Below are 17,620 nucleotides of genomic sequence, written 5' to 3' on the forward strand. Positions count from 1 at the left end.
CATGACGATGGACCACGACGAGATCCGTGAGGCGCTGACGGCGATGCGCGCCCGCGACCTGCCGACGCACGGGGGCCGCACCCTCGCCTACGTCTACGACTCCGGCCTGGCGTCGGCCGATGCCATCGGCCGGGAGGCCCTCGCCGCGTTCGCGTCGACGAACGGGCTCGACCCCACGGCCTTCCCGTCCCTGCTCCAGATGGAGAACGACCTCGTCGGCATCGCGGGCCGGCTTGTCGACGCCCCAGCGGGGTTCGCCGGTGTCGTCACCTCGGGCGGCACCGAGTCGATCCTGCTGGCGGTCCTGGCCGCCCGGGACGCACGGCCCGACATCACGGCCCCACGGATGATCCTCCCGACGACGGCCCACGCGGCCTTCCACAAGGCCGCGCACTGGCTGCGGGTCGAGCCCGTCCTCGTCGACGTCGACCCCGTGACGAAGCGCGCTGATCCCCAGGCGATGGCCGCCGCCATCGACGAACGGACCGTCCTCGTCGTCGCGTCCGCACCGTCCTACGCCCACGGCGTCATCGACCCCGTCGGTCCGGTCGCCGCCGCGGCAGCAGCCGCCGGGGTGCGCTGCCACGTCGACGCGTGCATCGGCGGCTGGGTCCTGCCCCACCTGCGCGACTCCGAGCCGGAGCAGCCGCCGTGGACCTTCGCCGTCCCCGACGTGACGAGCCTGTCGCTCGACCTGCACAAGTACGCCTACACGCCCAAGGGCGTGTCGGTGCTGCTCCACGCCTCGGCCGACCTGCGCCGCACGCACCTGTTCGCCTCGGCCCGCTGGCCCGGCTACACGATGCTCAACACGACGGCGCAGTCGACGAAGTCGGGCGGCCCGGTGGCCGCGGCCTGGGCCGTCGTGCACCACATCGGCGCCGACCGCTACACGTCGCTCGCCCGCGACGCGCGCACGGCAGCGCTCGACCTCGCAGCCGCGGTGGACGGCATACCCGGTCTGTCGGTGGCCGCTCCCCCGGACTCGACGCTGCTCTCCCTCGTCGCCGACGACTCGTGCGACGTCTTCACCATCAGCGACGAGATGCTCGAGCGCGGGTGGTTCGTCCAGCCGCAGATGCGCTTCCGCGACCTGCCGGCGACCCTGCATCTCACCTTCAGCGCGGCGACGGCTGCCTCGTCCGACCTCATCGCCGCCGACCTCGCCGACGCGACGGCGGCGGCCCGCGCCTCGGGACCGGCCACGGCCCCGGCCGAGCTCGTCGCGATGGCCTCGGCGATCGACCCGACCACTCTCGACGAGGCGACGTTCACCGGACTGCTCGCCGCCGCCGGGCTGGCCGGCGGCGACGGCGGACTCGTCCTGCCCGAGCGGATGGCTCCGGTCAACGCCCTGCTCGACGCCCTGCCGCCGGCGCTGCGCGAGGTGCTGCTCCTCGGCGTCGTCGACCGCCTCGCCCGCCCGACCTGAGGTCGTGCGGGCACACGAAGGGGCGGGCACCCTGCGGTGCCCGCCCCTTGTCGTGTCGGTGTCGCTCAGCCGGGGATGATGAGTCCCTTGGTGGCCTTGGCGCGCTCGAGACGAGCGGAGACGTCCTCCCAGTTGACGACGTTCCACCAGGCCTTGACGTAGTCGGCCTTGACGTTCTCGTACTGCAGGTAGAAGGCGTGCTCCCACATGTCGAGCTGGAGCAGCGGGATCTGGCCCACGGGGATGTTGCCCTGCTGGTCGAACAGCTGCATGATGTGCGGCCGCTCGGCCAGCGTGTCCCACGCGAGGATCGACCAGCCGGAGCCCTGGATCGCGTTGGCGTTGGCGTTGAAGTGCGCCTGGAACTTCTCGAAGCCGCCGAAGTACTCGGTGATCGCCGCGGCGACCTCACCCTCCGGCTGGCCACCACCGTCGGGGCTCATGTTCTTCCAGAACACGGAGTGGTTGGTGTGACCACCGAGGTGGAAGGCGAGGTTCTTCTCGACACCGTTCACCGCGGCGTAGTCGCCCGACTCGCGCAGCTCCTCCAGCTTGGCGACGGCGGCGTTGGCGCCGTCGACGTAGGCCTTGTGGTGCTTGCTGTGGTGCAGCTCCATGATGCGAGCGCTGATGTGGGGCTCGAGGGCGGCGTAGTCGTAGTCGAGCTCGGGAAGCGTGTAAGCCACTTGTCGTTCCTTTCTGGAGACCATCCGGCTCCGACCACTCTATGCCGCACCGGAACGGCGTCGACAGGGTGTCCGTGAGCACGGGTCGTGGGTGACGTACCCACTTGCCCCACCCTCCGACTTCAACGCGACTTGAGGTCAAACCGGCAGGGTCACCCTGGCGAGAGGAACGCCTCGAGCGTCTCGACGACGAGCCGGTGGTCCTCGCGCTGCGGCAGGCCCGAGACGGCGATGGTGCCGACGCACCCGACGTCGCGGACGATGACCGGGAAGGCGCCGCCGTGGGCGGCATACGCTCCCGGGTCGAGACGCGAGCTGTCCTCGAACGTCTTGCCGGCAGCGCGGAACTCCTCGCCGACGTAGAGGGAGGAGTGGCCGTAGCGGTCGACCACGGCGCTCTTGCGCTCGAGCCACCCGTCGTTGTCGGCCGTGGCCCCGGGCAGCGCCGCGTGGAAGAGGCGCTGCCCGTTGCGACGGATCGAGATCGCCACCGGAGACCCAGCGGCCCGCGCCGCGTCGCGCAGGGCGAGGCCCAGCGCCCACGCCGTGTCGGCGTCGAAGCGGTCGAAGACGAGCCGCGCCTCCTGGGCGGCCAGCTCGTCGAGCACCGGGTGCTCGCTCACGCGCGCGCCACCCGCCGGAACGCGATGCCGACCAGGACGAGGACGATGCCGATGCCGAAGGCCATGAAGGCGACGCCGAAGGCCACGACGGACGTGAAGAGCGAGGCACGCAGGAACGATCCGGTCATGACGACCTGACGGTTCGGGTCGTCCTTGGGCAGCTCGGCGTACGTCTTGCCGCCGCTCGCCGCGAGGGCGTGCTTCTCGATGGTGGTGGCCTCCGAGTAGGCCGTCCACGGCGAGTTCACCGGCTGCCCGGCGAACATGGAGGCATCTTCCGAGACCGTGATCTTCTCGCCGGCGAGCTGGGACTGCACCTGGTACCAGGTGAATCCGCCGGCCAGGATCATGATGATGCCGAAGACGACGACGATGGTCCCGATGACGGAGACCGAGCGGAGTCGATCGGCGGTGGCGGGGGTGCTGGTGCTGACGGTGCTCATGCGGACCTCCGAGGGGGTGAGTTGTCTCGAGCCGTGCACGCGCCGCCCGACCGAGCGGCTCACCTCCACGCTAGGGCCTCACCACGGGACACGGGGCCGGATGCGAATCAGGTCTCGACTCAAGCGAGTCCGAGCAGGTCGCGCACGTCGTCGGCCGTGATGGCTCCCGAGAGCGAGCCGCCCTCGTCGACGACGCGCTGGAAGAGGTCGCGCTTGCTCTCCTGCAGCGCGACGACCTTCTCCTCGATGGTGCCGGCCGAGACGAGCCGGTAGACCGTGACGGGACGGCTCTGCCCGATGCGGTGCGCGCGGTCGATCGCCTGCGCCTCTGCGGCGGGGTTCCACCACGGGTCGAGCACGTAGACGTAGTCGGCCTCGGTCAGGGTGAGCCCGAAACCGCCGGCCTTGAGGCTGATGAGGAAGGCGACGGCGTCGCCCTCGCGGAACCCGCGGACGACCGCCTGCCGGTCGGTCGTCGACCCGTCGAGGTATGCCGTCGCGAGCCCCGCGCGCGTCAGCGCCGCCTCGACGAGGCGCAGGAAGCCGGTGAACTGGCTGAAGACGAGCGCGCGGTGGCCTTCGGCGGCGAGCTCACGCAGCTGGTCGACGAGGAACTCGATCTTGGCCGCGGTGGCTTTGCCGGCGTGGACCTCGTCGACGAGGACGGGGTCGAGGGCGAGCTGGCGCAGGCGGGTCAACGCGGCGAGGATCGCGACCCGGTTGGACTCGGGGTCGTCGAGCAGGCCGAGGACGCGCTGCCGCTCGCGCTGGAGGTGCTGGTCGTAGATGTGCCGGTGGACCGGGTGCGGGTCGAGGGCCATGACCTGGATCTGCTTGGGCGGCAGGTCGATCGCGACCTGTTCCTTGGTGCGGCGCAGCATCAGGGGCCGGATGCGGCGGCGCAGCAGGTCGAGCAGCTCCGGGCGCTCGCCGGACTCGATGGGCTTGCGGTAGCTCTTCGTGAAGACGTCGGGTCGCGGGTAGAGCCCGGGGGCGGTCAGGGAGAGCAGCGACCAGAGGTCCATGAGGGAGTTCTCGAGCGGCGTGCCCGTGACGGCGACGGTGAACGGCGCCCCGAGCCGGCGCACGGCGACGTGGGTCTTGGCCTGGCGGTTCTTGACGAACTGGGCCTCGTCGAGCACGACCCCACCCCACCGCACGCCGTGGAAGGCCGCGTCGTCGAGGCGCAGGACGGCATACGACGTGATGATGACCTCGGCGCCCGCGACGGTGTCGGCGAGGGTCACCCCGCGCTTGCGCTCGGTGGCCGTGACGGCGACCGCCGCGAGGTGCGGGGCGAAGGTCTCGAGCTCGCCCATCCACGTGCCGACGACGCTCGTCGGCGCCACGACGAGCACCGGACCCCGCGCCTCGGGACCCGTGTCACCGAGCTCGCCGCGGTCGTGCGCGCGCACGAGGGCCGCGATGACCTGGAGCGTCTTGCCGAGACCCATGTCGTCGGCGAGGATGCCGCCGATGCGGGCGTCCCAGAGGCGCGCGAGCCAGCGGTAGCCGTCGAGCTGGTAGGGACGCAGGGTGGCCCGGAGGTCGGGTGGCACCTCGGCGAGCGGCCCGGACTCGAGGGAGCCGAGCGCCTCGACGTTGGCCGCCCAGCGGGCGCTCTGCTCGTCGACGACGCCGAGCGCGACGAGCTCGTCCCAGAGGTCGGCGTGGTGGGCGCTGAGCCGCAGTCCGCCGGTCTCGGGGTCGGCGATGTCGCGGGCCTCCTCGATGAGGTCGCGCAGCCGGTGCAGCTCGGGCCGGTCGAGGCGGAAGAACGCACCGGAGTCGAGCAGCATGATCTCGTCGCCTCGGGCGAGCGCGCCGAAGAGCGGCTCGAAGGGCACGTCCTCGCCGTCGACCTCGACCGAGACCCGGAGGTCGAACCAGTCGCCGGGCTCCGCCTGCTCACGCCGCTCGCCGGTGCCCAGCCGGACGACGGGAGCCGAGGTCACCTCCTCGTAGGCCGGGACGTCGCCGTCGACCTCGACGGTGACGTGCTCGTCGGCCTCGAGCAGGGGCAGCGTGTCGACGACGAAGCGCGCGGCCGCCATCCCCGTGAGGACGACGCGCGGCACGAGGTAGGCGTGACCGCCGAGGTCGGCACGCAGGGCGCCGGGCACCGAGCGCAGCGACGTCGCGGCCTGGACCGCGGCGGACTCGGCGTCCCGGTCGCGCCCACCGACGGTGCCGAAGCGCGCCGTCGTGAAGGGTCGCGGGGTGCCGTCGTAGGCGTGGCTCAGGTCGAGGCGCAGCTCGCCCGGCACGTCGCTGACGACCCGGACGTGGACCGTGACGACCTCGGCCGGGACGTCCTGCGGCAGATCGGGCGCCGGCAGGGGCACCTCGGAGCGGACCCGCAGCCGTTGGCGCAGGCCCGGGACGACGGAGCGCAGGAAGCGGCCCCGCTCGTCGGCGGGCACGCGCAGGCCGGCGAGCGCCGAGGTGAGGGCCTCGGGGCCGAGGTCGAGGTCCTGGTCGAGGGGCACGAAGGTCAGCGAGTCGTCGTCACCCTCGACGGCGACGGCGTGCACCGGGTCACCGAGGTAGAGCCGCTCGCCGGTCGTCGCGGCAGGCATCCCCTCGATGTCGACGTCGAGGTCGAGGTCCCCGCTGCCGTCGGGGGCGCGCTTCACGAGGAGCACGAGCGTGGCCGCGTCGTCGGCGACGTGGACCGGGCCGGTGACGCCCTCGCCCGGCAGCAGCTCGATGCCGGCCGCGCGGGCTTCGCGCAGGAGCGGCCAGACCTCGGGGCTCGCGTCGAGCGAGAGCGGCGGGGTCGCGGAGAAGTAGGTCGTGCCGCCCGAGCCGTGCCGGGCGACGTCGTGCAGGCGCCCCATGATCCGCTCGTGCTCCGGCAGGAAGCGGATGCCGGCGCGCCACTGCGGCAGCGCGTCGTGCCACGACAGCGTGCGGTGCCACGTCCCGGCGCGGGTCCAGCGGGTCGGGCGCAGGCCGTAGCTGAGCTCGGGCACCCCGCGCCGCCCACGCTGGTCGCGGTAGACGGTGTCGACGAAGAGGCCGGCCGGCATGAGGTCGCCGCGCGGCTCGGGGCGCTCGGCGACCGGGGACGGCTCGACCGCGCGCGGCCGGACGTGACCGAAGACGTCGGACCAGTGCGGCGGCACGACGAGCGGCGCCGGCTCGGCCGCGGCCGGCTCGACGGAGCCCTCGCCCTCGCCCGCCGGTCGCGGCTCGACGACCCTGCCCTGGGCGACGTCGCGGGCCGTGAGCATGAGCGCCACGACGTGCTTGCAGTCGCTGCGCACCGGGCAGCTGCACGTGCCGCTCCACAGGTGCGAGCGCCCCTTCGGGTGCGGCCGGGCCTCGATGAAGGTCTGGTAGGTCTCGTGGCCGCTGCCCTCGATCGTGCCGAGCAGCATGAGCCCGTCGGGGCGCGTGGCGAGCGAGCGCACCCGGCGCTCGGCGGCATACGCCTGCCCGCGCTCGAAGGTGCGCGAGCCGACCTGCTGGGCGATGTCGGGGTCCGTGACGTCACCCACCCACGTCGCCCGCCCCACGCTCCACACCACCTGAGCACTGTACGTTCGCCCGCCGACACCGCCGGGCGTCGTCCACAGGGTCGGGCAGGATGGGCCCATGCCCAGCACGCCCGACCCCCGTGAGCTGACGCTCGCCGACTTCCCGGTCCACCGTCCCGTGACGACCCGGTGGTCCGACAACGACATGTACGGCCACCTCAACAACGCCGTCTACTACGAGCTGTTCGACTCGGCGATCAACGGGTGGCAGGCCGAGCACGTGACGGTCGACCCGATGACCGACGCGACGCAGGGCGTCGTCGCGGAGTCGTCGTGCGCCTTCTACGCCGAGGTGGCCTTCCCCGCGCCGCTCGTCGTCGGCGTCCGCGTCGTCCGTCTCGGGCGCAGCAGCGTCACCTACCAGCTCGGGCTCTTCGTCGACCCGGAGCGCGGCGCGGCGGCCGACCCGGCGATCAAGGCCCTGGGGCACTGGGTGCACGTCGAGATCGACACCGCGACCCGACGTCCCACCCCCATCCCGGACCACCTCCGGACCCTCATGGAGACGGCGGTGGTGTCGCCCGAGGGCAGCCCCGCATGAGCGACGGTCCGCTCGAGGAGTCGTGGGAGTCCTGGACGGCGCGCATCGCCGCCGACCTCGCGGCGCTCACCGACGACGACTGGCTGACCTTCACCGTCCACGTGCCGTCACGGGCCGAGAGCACGTATGCCGCCGAGCGGGCTCCGCGAGGACGGCGCCGCGGTCAGCGGCCGGGCCACCCACCTCGCGTGCCGGACGTCTTCGTCCAGGCGCGAAGGCTCGAGGGGGTGCTCGCGCTCGAGTGCATCGGCGACACCGAGTTCGAGGGTCTGACCGACCTGACGCGCGACGAGCAGGCCGCCCTCGCCGGTCTCGGGTGGGCGCGGGAGGGCGCGGAGCCGGAGTTCAGCCGGGCCTTCGAGCGTGCCTCGGAGGCGGCGGAGCTGCTGCGGGCGAGCCTCGCCCGGGTGCTCGGCGCGGCCACCCCGGCCGACGTCGACGTCCGCCGCGCCCCTCGTCCCTGACCCCCGGGCCCGCCGAACCTTCGAGAGGCGGGGCGAAGGGTGCGTTTGCCATCATGGCGGGATGAGGCCGGCGATCCACAGTGGCGAGTACCAGGAGGTCCTCGACGCGGCGGCCCTGCTCCAGCTCCGCCGTTCCGACGTGCTCGCCCAGCTGGCGGCCGGCGACCGACCGGACCACGTCCGGGTGGTCGGCCAGGGGCCACGGCTCAACGAGCAGATGATGCGGGAGTCGCGCCAGTGGAAGCACCTGCTCTCGGTGCGGCAGGTCACGACGGTCGCCGACCTGCGCGCGTCGCTCCCCAACAACCGACAGACCCTGGCCTCCGGCCTGAGGATGACGAGCCTCTTCGACTGGGCGGCCACGACTCCCGCGGCCCGATCCCTGCTGGCGCAGGAGGCCGCCGGCGTCTACTACTTCACGCGCGCCCCCATGCAGCTCAAGGTCCTGAACCTGCGGGAGGTGCTGCTGCAGGGCCCCGAGTTCGATGGTCAGCAGTCCGTCATCGCCGTCCCCGAACCGACGGTGCTCGCCGCGGCCATGCGGTACTGGCACGCCGTGCTGAAGAACGCCGTGCCGACGTGGTCCGAGGACGACACGACCCAGGGATTCAGCCCGAGGCAGCGACGGATCCTCGAGATGATGCGCCAGGACCTGACCGACCAGCGGATCGCCGACGTCCTCGGGGTCAGCCTGCGCACCGTCCGCTACGAGGTGGCCGCGATCATGACGACGCTGGGGTGCGGTCGAGGTTCTCGGCGGGAGTGTGCCTCGGCGCGGCCGACCCGTGAGCGCTGACGGCGCGGTCAGCGGCCGGCGGCGACCCGCTTCGCGGCGCGCTTCATGACGGCGGTGTAGGCCGGTCGGGCGAAGCGCTTGGCCCGCCACGCGACGTGCCCGTCCCGGTCGGTGAGGATGACGTCGCGGCGGGCGTCGATGCCGCGCACGACGATGGCGGCGATCTCGTCGGCGGTGCGACTCGAGCCGCTCACCATCTTCTTGCCGGCCTCCTCCATCTCGGTGTCGGCGCCCTGGAACGACGACCCGAGGTTGGTCCGGAAGAACGACGGGCACACGACGGAGACGTCGACGCCGTGCGGGGCGAGCTCGTGCGAGAGCGTCTCGCTCAGGGCGACGACGCCGGCCTTGACGGTGTTGTAGGCCGACATGCCGGGGGCGTGGACGAGGCCCGCGAGCGAGGCGGTGTTGACGATGTGGCCGCTGCCCTGCTCTTTGAGGAGCGGCGTGAAGGTGCGGCAGCCGCGGACGACGCCGAGCAGGTTGATGTCGACGATCCAGCGCCACTCGTCCATCGTCGCGACGTCGATGCGCCCACCCGCGGCGACGCCGGCGTTGTTGACGAGCAGGTCGAGCCCGCCCCACGTCTCGCGCACGTGGGCGAGTGCGGCGGCCCACGCCTCGTCGCTGCGCACGTCGAGCGGGAGGTATGCCGCCGCGTCCGGGAGCGCGTCGGGCCGGTCGGTCGCCACGTCGGTCGCGAGCACGTGGTCGCCGCGGGCGACGAGGGCGCGGACGAGCGCGAGCCCGAGACCGGAGGCACCGCCGGTGACGAGGACGCGGCGGGGGGACGTGGGCGCGGACGCGCGGAGCGAGCGGGACGGCATACGCCCCAACCTACTGGCGGACGGTGAGCGTCACCTTGCCGTGGGCGCGGCGCTCGTCGATCTCGGTGAGGGCCGCGGCGACGTCGTCGAGCGGGTGGCGCGTCCCGATGGGCGGGGCGAGCGCCCCGCTCTCGAGGAGCGGGAGGATCGCCTCCCACTGGGTGCGCAGGTAGGTCGGGTCCGGCATCCAGAAGGCACCCCAGCCGACGCCGACGACGCTGAGGTTGCCCAGGAGCAGCCGGTTGACCTTGACCTCGGGGATCTGGCCGGCGGTGAAGCCGATGACGAGCAGGCGACCCTCGGGGGCCAGGCTGCGAAGGCTGTCGGTGAACCGGACGCCGCCCACCGGGTCGACGACGACGTCGACGCCGCGTCCGCCGGTGAGCTCCTTCGCTGCCGCGAGGAACCCGTCGGCGAGGACGATGTGGTGCGCGCCGGCCGCGCGGGCGGTCTCGATCTTGTCGTCGGACGACACGACGGCGATGACACGGGCGTCCATGGCGCGCGCGAGCTGGATGGCGGCGGTGCCGATGCCTCCCGCGGCGCCGTGGACGAGGACGGTTTCGCCGCGCTCGAGCTGGCCGCGGCGGGTCAGGGCGAAGTGGACGGTGAGGTAGTTCATCGGCAGCGCGGCGCCGGTCTCGAACGACACGGCGTCGGGCAGCGGGAAGACCATCGCCTCGGGCACGGCGACACTCTCGGCGAAGCCGCCGAGCACCGGGAAGGCGGCGACGCGGTCGCCGGACCGGAAGGCGCTGTCCTCGCCGACCTCGCGCACGACACCGGCGCACTCGGCGCCCGGGACGAAGGGCAGGTCCGGGCGCATCTGGTAGAGCCCGCGGCTCATGAGGACGTCGGGGAAGCTGACGCCCGCCTCGTGGACGTCGACGAGGACGTGGCCCGGGGTCAGGGCGGGCGCCTCGACCTCGCCGACCGTGACGGACGACGGCCCGTCGAGACTCGTGACTCGTGCCGCGCGCATGGTGCTCCTCATCATCGGGGGATCTCGACCCTAGCCGCCCTCGGGGCCACACTGGACGGGTCGGCAGATGCGTGCCGCGAGACCCAGGAGGCGGCCATGGGCGTGGCCAACCGGATGATGCGCGCCGGCAACGCGGCGCACGTGGCGCTCTACCGCCGCTTCGACGTCGGGTTCCTCCGCTCCGTCCGGGGCATGCCGATCCTTTTGCTCACCGTGGCCGGCCGTTCGTCCGGCACGCTGCGGACCAGCCCGGTCGGCTACTTCCGCGACGGGGACGCCTACGTCGTGTGCGGGAGCGCCGGGGGTGCCGCGGCGGAGCCGCAGTGGTTCCGCAACCTGCGGCACGCCGACACGGCCGTCATCGAGGTCGGGGACGAGCGGGTCGAGGTGACCGTGGCGGTCGCCCACGGCGCGGAGCGCGACCGCCTGTGGCGGCGCCTGCTCGAGGTCGCGCCGTTCTTCGGCGGCTACGAGGCCAAGGCCGGAGGGCGCGTCATCCCGTTGGCCGCCCTGACCCCGAGGGCGCCGAGGTCCGCTGCGCCGTGATCGTGAAGGACGCCCGGAGCAGGTCGGCGTCGCGCGAGCTCGGTCCGACCCGGAGCTCGAACTCGCCCGGCTCGACGACCCGGCGACCGGCCGCGTCGACGATGGAGCAGGCCGCGGCCTGGACCTCGATGCGGGTCGTCACCGACTCGCCCGGTGGGACCGTGACGCGGCGGAACGCCTTGAGCTCCTTGGCGGCCCACGTGACGCTGGTGACGACGTCGGTGACGTAGGCCTGCACGACCTCGTATGCCGTCCGGTCGCCCGAGTTGGTCAGCGTGACCTCGGCGGCCACGACGTCGCCGGGCGCGAAGGTGGCGGCGTCGAGGGTGAGGTCCGACCACGCGACGGTCGTGTAGGTCAGGCCCTCGCCGAAGACGAACTGCGGCTCCTGGGTGAGGTCGGCGTAGCGGTGGCCGTGCTGGCCGCGCACCTGGTTGTAGTAGGTCGGCTGCTGACCGACGTGACGCGGGATCGAGAGGGGCAGACGCCCGGCGGGCTCGATGTGGCCGAGGACGAGCTCGGCCACGGCGCGACCGCCGCGCATGCCGGGGCTGTAGGCCTCGATGACCGCGGCCGCCCGCAGGGCGCTGGGCGGCAGGACGTTGGGCTTGGAGTGGAGCAGCACGACGACGACGGGGGTGCCGGTGCCGTCGAGCTCGTCGACGACCGCGTCGAGCAGGGCGACCTGACCGCCCTGGAGGTCGAGCGTCGCGGTCGAGCAGCCTTCGCCGGTCAGGGCGATCGTGTCGCCGAGCACGACGACGGCGAGGTCGGCGGCACGCGCGGCCGCGACGGCGGCGGCGAGCTGCTCGGGGTCGACGGGCGCGGGTGCGGACACCGGCGGACGGGGCTGGCCGTCCGGGAAGAGCGGCCCCTCCGGGTCGGGCACGAGGGTCTCGATGTCGGCCCCGCGGGCGTGGGTGACGCTCCACGCCGGCGGCACGACGGCGCGGAAGCCGTCGAGCACGGTCTCGACCGTCTCGCGCGGGTGCCCGTCGGGCATCCAGTCCACCTGGCCGGAGGCCCCGGCCCAGTCGCCGAGGTTGGCCTGCGGGTCGTCGGCGTTGGGCCCGAGGACGGCCACGGTGCGGGGGACGTCCGTGACGGCATACGGCAGGGAGCCGTCGTTCGTCAGCAGGACGAGCGAGCGACGCGCCACGTCGAGGTTGAGGGCGGCGTGCTCGGCGGCGCCGATGACGACGCGCTGGCGCTCGGCGTCGGGCGGACGCGGGTTCTCGAAGAGGCCGAGCTCGAGCTTGACGCGCAGCACCCGCCGCGCCGCCTCGTCGATGTCACGCTCGTCGAGCAGGCCGCGGGCGACGGCCTCCTGGGCAGCGTCGAAGAACTGCGGCGTCGTCATGACGAGGTCGTTGCCGGCCCGCACGGCGACGGTCGCCGCCTCGACGTCGTCGGCGCACACCTTCTGCTCCCAGACCATCCGGCCGACGTTGTCCCAGTCGGTGACGAGGGTGCCGGTGAAGCCCCACTCCCCCTTGAGCACCTCGTCGAGGAGCCAGGCGTTCGCCGTCACGGGCACGCCGTCGATCGCCTGGTAGCCGAGCATGAACGTGCGGCAGCCCTCCTGGACGGCCCGCTCGAAGGGCGGCAGGAACCACGACGTCAGCTTGCGACGGCTGAGGTCGGCCTCGCTCGCGTCGCGGCCGCCCTGCGTCTCGGAGTAGCCGGCGAAGTGCTTGGCGCAGGCGAGGACGGCCGTCGGGTCGGTCAGGCCGTCGCCCTGGTAGCCGCGGATCATCGCCGCTCCGAGCTCACCGATGAGGTGCGGGTCCTCGCCGAAGGTCTCGCCCACCCGACCCCAGCGCAGGTCACGGGTGATGCAGAGCACCGGCGAGAACGTCCAGTGGACCCCGGTCGCCGCCACCTCGACGGCGGTGACGCGCGCGGCACGCTCCACGAGGTCGGGGTCCCACGAGCAGGCCATGCCGAGCTGGGTCGGGAAGATCGTCGCGCCCGGCCAGAAGGAGTGGCCGTGGATGCAGTCGTCCGCCGTGAGGAGCGGGATGCCGAGACGCGTCTGCTCGGCGAGGGCGATGGCCTCGAGCATCCGTTCCGGAGAGGTGTGCAGGATCGAGCCGGCCAGCTTCGAGTGGACGATGTCGCTAAGGTCGCCGCGCGCGTCGAGCTGGAGCATCTGGCCGACCTTCTCCGGCAACGTCATCCGGCCGACGAGGTCGTCGAGACGCTCCTCGACCGACCGGGACGGGTCGCGATAGGGCAGGTCGTCGGGGGCGGCGAGGGCGGCGTCGTCGGGCACGTCCCGACGCTAGCCGACGTCGCTCCACGCGTCCGACGCCGTCCGACCTAGGCTGACAGGGTGATCGAGCCCCTGACGCGACTGCCCGACGGGACCATCAAGCAGGTCAACCCCTTCACCGGCACGAAGGTGTGGACGCTGCCGGGTCGCGCGGCCCGCCCCCTCGGCGTCGCCCGGCCCGACCCGAAGCCCCTCGACCCGGACGAGCACGACCGCCACTGCGCCTTCTGCTGGGGCCGGATGCTCGAGACGACCCCCGAGATCGCCCGGGTCGTCCGCGACGAGCCGTCGGGGAGCGAGGTGCGCGAGGTGCGCGGCCTCGTCGCCGAGCGGCTCGACGACTCGGTGCCGGAGCTCCGGCTCTTCCCCAACCTCTTCGAGATCCTCAGCTACGACTACTGGCACCTGGCCCACGGCTACGAGCCGACGCCCGAGTCGCTGGCGCACCGGACGGCATACCTCTCCACGCCCGCAGGCCGGGCGCACGTGACCGCCCTGGCGCGCATCCGGATGCGGTCGCGGGGCGCGCCGGGCGCCGACGCGGAGCCGCTCGACGAGGACGACCTCGAGCGCGAGGCGGTCGGGCTCTTCGCCGGCAACCACCAGGTCGTCGTCTCCCGTCGGCACTTCGTCGACGGCGCCACGGACGACACCCAGAACGCCGGCGCCGGGACGCTCACGCCCGAGGAGCACTGGCAGTACACGCGGTTCACGATCGCGGCAGTGCGCGACCTCTATCGGAGCAACCCTCACGCACGCTACGTCTCGGCGTTCCAGAACTGGCTGCGGCCGGCGGGTGCGTCCTTCGACCACCTGCACAAGCAGCTCGTCGCCATCGACGAGCCGGGCGTGGACCTCGAGCGCGAGACCGAGCGGGTGCGGGCCGAGCCGGACCTCTTCGCGCGGTGGGGCCCGCAGTACGCGGAGGCGCAGGGACTCGTCGTCGCGCGCACCCCGACGGCCATGGCCTTCGCCGGCATCGGCCACCAGTACCCGTCGCTCGTCGTCTACACGTCCAACACCTCGCGCCGGCCGTGGGAGCTCTCGCACGACGAGGTCCGCGACTTCTCGGACCTCGTGCACGCGTGCCACGCCGCGACGGGCGTCCACGTGCCGACCAACGAGGAGTGGCACCACGGCCCGCCGTCGCTCGACCTGCCCATCCCTCTCCGGGTGGTGCTCAAGTGGCGGGTGTCGACGCTGGCCGGCTTCGAGGGCGGCACGAAGATCTACGTCAACACGATGGACCCGTGGGCGGTGCGCGAGCGCACCGTCACGCGGCTGCGGGAGCTGGCCGCCGACGGGGTCGTCTCGGACCGCCTCGAGATCCGGTGACGTCGGAACAGACCGCGGGACAGGGCGATTCACTGTGCACAGTCGGCTGCCAGACCCTTGCACCCAATTAGAACATATGTACTGCATATCTGCTTAGGTGAAGTCCGGTATGCCGGTTTCTGGCTTGAGGAGGTCCTTCAGCGGATGCGGGGTTGTGTCGACGGCTTGCTCGAGCAGGCGATAGAAGAGGAGGCCGCGTGACTTGGCGTTGCGGCGGTTGAACCGGAAGGTGTACTCGTCGAGGTAGTAGGGCAGGTGCGCTTCCTCGACGCGGAAGTGCAGGGTGCCGATGAGCCAGCGCTTGAGCAGCGATGCGACCAGGTGTACGCCGGGCAGCACGCTGGCCTTGTCGGGGGCGGAGTAGCCGAGGGTGAACTCGTGGGTGTAGCCGAGGTCGGCGAGCCGGCGCAGGGTGCGGGCGCCGTCGGTGCGGATCGTGGAGCCGGGCTCGATGACGGTGGTGGCGAAGTCGACGAGCTGGGCTGTTCCGGGGTGGTCGGCGACGGCGAGCCGCACCCGGCCCAGACGATGAGTCTCGTTGCGCTCTATGGCAATCATGACCGCGACCTTGTCGCCGTAGCCCCCACCGCTGTTACGAGTGGCGCCACCGATCATCGTCTCGTCGAGCTCCACGATGCCGGAGAGCTTGTCGCGTTCAGGCCGGACCATGGCCCGGCGCAGCTTGTGCATCCACGCCCACGCCGTCTCGTACGAGCCGAACCCGAGGACCCGTTGCAGCCCCAGCGCGGACATCCCGTTCTTCTGCGAGGTCAGGAACCAGATCGCCGCGAACCAGGTCGACAACGGCGTCCGCGTCCGGTCGAAGATCGTCCCTGCGGTCACCGACGTCCGCCGCCCGCAGGCCCGGCACATCCACAACCCGGCACCCGTGCGCCAGAACTCGCGCTGCTCACACTTGGGGCACACGAACCCGTCCGGCCACCGCAGCCCGGCCAGGTAGTCCAGGCACGACTCGTTGTCCGGGAACCACTCCAGCAGCTGCTGATACGTCGACGGATAATCCACACCCCGAACCGGATTCGCGGTCATCCACAGATCCTACTTCACCCAAGCAGATATGCAGAACATATGTTCTAATTGGGTACTGGACAACAGCGGCGGATTCGCGAGGAGGTCAGGGTGACACCGTTCCTCAGCCCGTCGCGCATCGGACCGTCACCGGCCGACGCCCCCTTCGACGAGACCTACACCAAGGCCCATCTCCAGATCGACCTGACGATCGAGGGCGACCTTATCCTCCGCGAGATCGAGGCGCTCGAGGTCGAGAAGGCCCAGGTCGAGTCCGACCTGCTCGACGCGTACGCCGCCCTCCACACCGTCGAGGCACAGCAGATCGCGGCGGCCTCGGTCCACGTCTCCACCGACCGCATCGTCGCCGACGAGATCGCCCTCGCGACCGGCGTCGGGGCCGGCGAGGTCGCACGGCGGCTGACGCTCGCCACCGCACCGCGGCGTCACCGGCTCGTGCGCCAGGCTCTCCGCGACGGCTCGACCTCCCTGCACCGCGCTCTTCAGGTCGTCTCGGAGACCGGGCTGCTGCCCGATGCCGACGTCGAGTCCGTCGAGCGCTCGGTGCTGGCGCCGAGCCGTGACGGCCAGGTGGTGCCGCAACGCACCTTCGCCACGAGGCTGCGTCGAGCCGTGGCCTCCGTCGACCACCGAGGGTCCGCCGAGCGCCACGAGCACGCCAAGAGCCGTCGCGGGGTCTTCGGCCGCCTGACCGAGGACGGCATGGGCTCCCTGACGATCGTGGCGGCCGGAGACGTCGTCGCCGCCGTGCTCGACCGGCTCGACACCGCGGCACGTGCCCGTCGCGACGCCGGCGACCCTCGGTCGCTCGACCAGCTCCGTTGCGACCTGGCAGGCCAGGGTCTGCTCCGGGGTCCGCTCGAGCCGGGACGAGCGTGCGTCGGTCCGGACGCGCCGGCGACGGCGTGGCTGGTCGTGCCGTTCGAGGTGGCGATCGGCGAGTCCGACGCTTCGTGTGAGCTCCCCGGGCACGGGTGGGTCACCGCCCGGCACGCCCGCGACATCATGACGCGACCCGGGTCCGTGTGGCGCACCCTCCCCGTCGACCTTCGCACGGGCCGCGCGCTCGGCGCACCCACCGGCTCCTACCGGCCGCCGCGCGGGATGGTCGAACACGTCCGGGCCGTCGACGGTGTGTGCCGCGGACCGGACTGTGAGGTGCTCGCACGCCGCTGCGACCTCGACCACGAGGTCCCGTGGCCGCAGGGCCCCACCTCGGTCGACAACCTCCACGCCAAGGAGCGCTTCCACCACAACGTCAAGACGGCGGGGATCTGGAGATCCGAACCCGTCGACGACGATGGTCTCGGGTGGACCACGACGACCGGACGCCGCTACGTCACGAGGCCCAAGGACTGGCGCGCGAGCCTGCGCGACGGCGGTCCGGCGCCCGGTGCCGGCACCGACCCCGACCCGCCGCCGTTCTGATCTCGTCAACCGGCGGGTCGCTTCGGGTACGACTACTGTCGAATCGAGTCGTCCGTGAGACCTGCGCCGTCGGGGTGTGCAGGATCGGGACGGCGTGACGTGGATGGGCTGGTCCGGTGAACGGTCAGGGGCACGAGCGCGGCGGGCCGTCCGCCCCTGCGCTCGACACGGTCCTGGGACCTCTCCTGTCGCGAGCCGGACAGGGTGACGAGGCGGCCTTCTCGAGGCTCTACGACCTCGCGGCCGCCCGTGTCTTCGGCCTCGTCCGTCGAGTGGTCCGCGACGCCGAGCAGGCTGAGCACGTCACTGGCGAGGTCTTCGTCGAGGTCTGGCGCACCGCCTCGCGCTACCGCCAGGGCAGCGGCGCACTCGCCTGGGTGCTGTCGGTCGCGCACCGGAGGGCCGTCGCGCACGTCCGCTCGACCCGACGACCACTGACACCGAGCCCCACTGTCGACCTGCCACCGGTCGAGCCGCAGCGCGACGACGCCCTGGGCCTCAGCTACTTCGACGCGTACGCCGTCGCCGACGTCGCGGGCGCCCTCGGCGTCTCTGTCGACGTGGCCCATGCCCGCCTCCGCGCAGCCCTCGACGGCCTGCGGCCGAGGCCCGCCACCGCCTGACCTGTCGGGCCCTCGGGGCAAGTGGGT

Annotated in this window: 16 protein-coding genes; 8 read left to right on the forward strand and 8 right to left on the reverse strand. The window is 72.5% G+C overall.

The genetic code is table 11. From position 1 onward, the window contains the following. The first annotated feature begins 1 nt into the window (after position 1). Complete coding sequence (locus tag ACSSS0_RS08320; RefSeq protein WP_487230741.1) at positions 2-1,432, forward strand: pyridoxal phosphate-dependent decarboxylase family protein; 1,431 nt, start codon at positions 2-4, stop codon at positions 1,430-1,432. Positions 1,433-1,497: 65 nt separating this feature from the next. Here ACSSS0_RS08320 and ACSSS0_RS08325 read toward each other — a convergent pair whose 3' ends face one another. The 4 genes from ACSSS0_RS08325 to ACSSS0_RS08340 form a co-directional block, all read right to left on the reverse strand. Then, complete coding sequence (locus ACSSS0_RS08325; RefSeq protein WP_487230742.1) at positions 1,498-2,118, reverse strand: superoxide dismutase; 621 nt, start codon at positions 2,116-2,118, stop codon at positions 1,498-1,500. A 152-nt stretch (positions 2,119-2,270) separates the two neighbouring features. Then, the gene (locus ACSSS0_RS08330) at positions 2,271-2,741 is read right to left on the reverse strand and encodes a heme-degrading domain-containing protein (RefSeq protein WP_487230743.1); all 471 of its coding nucleotides are present in this window, start codon (positions 2,739-2,741) and stop codon (positions 2,271-2,273) included. Beyond that, a complete protein-coding gene (locus tag ACSSS0_RS08335; protein ID WP_487230744.1) occupies positions 2,738-3,184 on the reverse strand; it encodes an aromatic ring-opening dioxygenase LigA in 447 nt (148 codons plus the stop codon). The genes ACSSS0_RS08330 and ACSSS0_RS08335 overlap by 4 nt, the downstream gene beginning before the upstream one ends. Before the next feature lie 119 nt (positions 3,185-3,303). Continuing rightward, a complete protein-coding gene (locus ACSSS0_RS08340) occupies positions 3,304-6,717 on the reverse strand; it encodes a DEAD/DEAH box helicase (RefSeq protein ID WP_487230745.1) in 3,414 nt (1,137 codons plus the stop codon). A gap of 67 nt (positions 6,718-6,784) precedes the next feature. Between ACSSS0_RS08340 and ACSSS0_RS08345 the strand changes: the two genes are divergently transcribed. The 3 genes from ACSSS0_RS08345 to ACSSS0_RS08355 all read left to right on the forward strand — a co-directional run bounded on the left by ACSSS0_RS08345 (position 6,785) and on the right by ACSSS0_RS08355 (position 8,527). Beyond that, entirely contained in the window at positions 6,785-7,267 is a 483-nt protein-coding gene (locus tag ACSSS0_RS08345; RefSeq protein WP_487230746.1) for an acyl-CoA thioesterase, read from the forward strand. After that, positions 7,264-7,731, forward strand: a complete 468-nt coding sequence (locus ACSSS0_RS08350; protein ID WP_487230747.1) for a TY-Chap domain-containing protein — start codon at positions 7,264-7,266, stop codon at positions 7,729-7,731. Before ACSSS0_RS08345 ends, ACSSS0_RS08350 begins: the two co-directional genes overlap by 4 nt. Positions 7,732-7,792: 61 nt before the next feature. Next, complete coding sequence (locus ACSSS0_RS08355) at positions 7,793-8,527, forward strand: helix-turn-helix transcriptional regulator (RefSeq protein WP_487230748.1); 735 nt, start codon at positions 7,793-7,795, stop codon at positions 8,525-8,527. 8 nt (positions 8,528-8,535) lie between these two features. On the opposite strand, the gene ACSSS0_RS08360 is transcribed toward ACSSS0_RS08355, so the two are convergent. Both ACSSS0_RS08360 and ACSSS0_RS08365 read right to left on the reverse strand, forming a co-directional pair. After that, on the reverse strand, positions 8,536-9,354 hold the full coding sequence (locus ACSSS0_RS08360; RefSeq protein ID WP_487230749.1) for an SDR family NAD(P)-dependent oxidoreductase: 819 nt from the start codon (positions 9,352-9,354) through the stop codon (positions 8,536-8,538). A gap of 10 nt (positions 9,355-9,364) precedes the next feature. Next, positions 9,365-10,336: an NADPH:quinone oxidoreductase family protein gene (locus ACSSS0_RS08365; protein ID WP_487230750.1), complete on the reverse strand. Its 972-nt coding sequence runs from the start codon at positions 10,334-10,336 to the stop codon at positions 9,365-9,367. 96 nt (positions 10,337-10,432) lie between these two features. Between ACSSS0_RS08365 and ACSSS0_RS08370 the strand changes: the two genes are divergently transcribed. Beyond that, positions 10,433-10,882, forward strand: a complete 450-nt coding sequence (locus ACSSS0_RS08370) for a nitroreductase/quinone reductase family protein (RefSeq protein WP_487230751.1) — start codon at positions 10,433-10,435, stop codon at positions 10,880-10,882. Here ACSSS0_RS08370 and ACSSS0_RS08375 read toward each other — a convergent pair. Then, positions 10,830-13,157 carry an exo-beta-d-1,3/1,6-glucosidase gene (locus ACSSS0_RS08375; protein WP_487230752.1) on the reverse strand — a complete coding sequence of 776 codons (2,328 nt, stop codon included), beginning with the start codon at positions 13,155-13,157 and terminating at the stop codon, positions 10,830-10,832. The two genes, ACSSS0_RS08370 and ACSSS0_RS08375, sit on opposite strands and share 53 nt — an antisense overlap. Before the next feature lie 60 nt (positions 13,158-13,217). Here ACSSS0_RS08375 and ACSSS0_RS08380 point away from each other — a divergent pair, with 60 nt between their 5' ends. Beyond that, the gene (locus ACSSS0_RS08380) at positions 13,218-14,492 is read left to right on the forward strand and encodes a DUF4921 family protein (protein ID WP_487230753.1); all 1,275 of its coding nucleotides are present in this window, start codon (positions 13,218-13,220) and stop codon (positions 14,490-14,492) included. A 93-nt stretch (positions 14,493-14,585) separates the two neighbouring features. On the opposite strand, the gene ACSSS0_RS08385 is transcribed toward ACSSS0_RS08380, so the two are convergent. Next, positions 14,586-15,542 carry an IS1595 family transposase gene (locus ACSSS0_RS08385; RefSeq protein ID WP_487229256.1) on the reverse strand — a complete coding sequence of 319 codons (957 nt, stop codon included), beginning with the start codon at positions 15,540-15,542 and terminating at the stop codon, positions 14,586-14,588. 90 nt (positions 15,543-15,632) lie between these two features. Between ACSSS0_RS08385 and ACSSS0_RS08390 the strand changes: the two genes are divergently transcribed. Together ACSSS0_RS08390 and ACSSS0_RS08395 are read left to right on the forward strand one after the other, a co-directional pair. Then, on the forward strand, positions 15,633-16,970 hold the full coding sequence (locus ACSSS0_RS08390) for an HNH endonuclease signature motif containing protein (RefSeq protein ID WP_487230754.1): 1,338 nt from the start codon (positions 15,633-15,635) through the stop codon (positions 16,968-16,970). A gap of 116 nt (positions 16,971-17,086) precedes the next feature. Continuing rightward, on the forward strand, positions 17,087-17,593 hold the full coding sequence (locus ACSSS0_RS08395; RefSeq protein ID WP_487230755.1) for a sigma factor: 507 nt from the start codon (positions 17,087-17,089) through the stop codon (positions 17,591-17,593). The last annotated feature ends 27 nt before the right edge of the window (positions 17,594-17,620 follow it).

It is taken from the genome of Terrabacter sp. R4-6 (assembly GCF_057529065.1).

What these genes read in the sequence shown, in the direction of transcription:
- ACSSS0_RS08365 (WP_487230750.1), bottom strand. Translation starts at nt 10,336, where the DNA reads ATGCGCGCGGCACGAGTCACGAGTCTCGACGGGCCGTCGTCCGTCACG.
- ACSSS0_RS08370 (WP_487230751.1), top strand. Translation starts at nt 10,433, where the DNA reads ATGGGCGTGGCCAACCGGATGATGCGCGCCGGCAACGCGGCGCACGTG.
- ACSSS0_RS08355 (WP_487230748.1), top strand. Translation starts at nt 7,793, where the DNA reads ATGAGGCCGGCGATCCACAGTGGCGAGTACCAGGAGGTCCTCGACGCG.
- ACSSS0_RS08320 (WP_487230741.1), top strand. Translation starts at nt 2, where the DNA reads ATGACGATGGACCACGACGAGATCCGTGAGGCGCTGACGGCGATGCGC.
- ACSSS0_RS08360 (WP_487230749.1), bottom strand. Translation starts at nt 9,354, where the DNA reads ATGCCGTCCCGCTCGCTCCGCGCGTCCGCGCCCACGTCCCCCCGCCGC.
- ACSSS0_RS08335 (WP_487230744.1), bottom strand. Translation starts at nt 3,184, where the DNA reads ATGAGCACCGTCAGCACCAGCACCCCCGCCACCGCCGATCGACTCCGC.
- ACSSS0_RS08350 (WP_487230747.1), top strand. Translation starts at nt 7,264, where the DNA reads ATGAGCGACGGTCCGCTCGAGGAGTCGTGGGAGTCCTGGACGGCGCGC.
- ACSSS0_RS08385 (WP_487229256.1), bottom strand. Translation starts at nt 15,542, where the DNA reads ATGACCGCGAATCCGGTTCGGGGTGTGGATTATCCGTCGACGTATCAG.
- ACSSS0_RS08345 (WP_487230746.1), top strand. Translation starts at nt 6,785, where the DNA reads ATGCCCAGCACGCCCGACCCCCGTGAGCTGACGCTCGCCGACTTCCCG.